Origin of the sequence: Streptomyces tricolor, assembly GCF_002155905.1 — a bacterium.
In the GTDB taxonomy this organism is placed as follows: Bacteria; Actinomycetota; Actinomycetes; order Streptomycetales; family Streptomycetaceae; genus Streptomyces; species Streptomyces tricolor.
In genome coordinates this window covers 11199-11935 of the sequence record NZ_MUMF01000037.1, presented here as the reverse complement: position 1 = coordinate 11935, position 737 = coordinate 11199, and the positions used below count along the sequence as shown (strand labels likewise).

1 pseudogene is annotated in these 737 nt (G+C 72.7%); it reads left to right on the top strand.

From position 1 onward, the window contains the following. Positions 1-368: 368 nt before the first annotated feature. Positions 369-671: pseudogene (locus tag CCN44_RS03160) on the top strand (5-dehydro-4-deoxyglucarate dehydratase); the annotation flags it as partial. Positions 672-737: the final 66 nt, after the last annotated feature.

The window sequence follows — 737 nt, the reverse complement described above, 5'->3', positions numbered from 1 at the left end:
CACCCAGGCCGGAGTCCAGGCGGCCGACCGTCGTCGGCAGCAGGTAGGGGGCGAGGTACCCGGCCGTGAACAGGGCGACGAGGGGCCAGGGCAGGGTGCGGGGGGCGGACACGGGCGTTCCCGGGGCAGGCGGAAGGAGCGGCTGGGACAAGGGGGTTGGGCGACGACCGTCGACGGACAGGAACGCGCGAGCAAGTTGTATCAAGCACGCGGTTCCGGAAGAAGGCCGGTGGGTGTGATCCGGGCCACGGTCGGGTTTGTGGGTGGTGGAAGGGGGTAGAAGCACATAGCCTCTGTTCTCATATGTGGACGGCATTCACAAGAGGGGATGGTCAGGTGGGCGGCGACCCGGCCCCGCGGAACGTGGCCCGACGGCCGCGGGAGCCGTGCACGCCTTCGCCCCCGGGAACGCCGGCGCCTTCTTCGCAGCGCTGCGCGACGCCGGCCACGGCACCGCCGACACGCTGCCGCGCGCCTTCTACGTCCCGTTCGTCGAACTCCGCGACCGGGTGCCCGGATACGCCGTGTCCCTGGTGAAGACGGCGGCCCGGCTGCGCGGACAGCGGGTCGCGCCCGTGCGCGCCCCGCTCACCGACCCCGCGCCCGCCGGCCTCGCCGATCCGAACGCCCTCCTCACCGCCGGACTCGACCTCGTAGGAGCCTCCCTGTGACCCGTGACCTGACCATCGCCGAGGTGCGGCTGACGCCGATCCTGGTCGCCGACCCGCCGCTGCTCA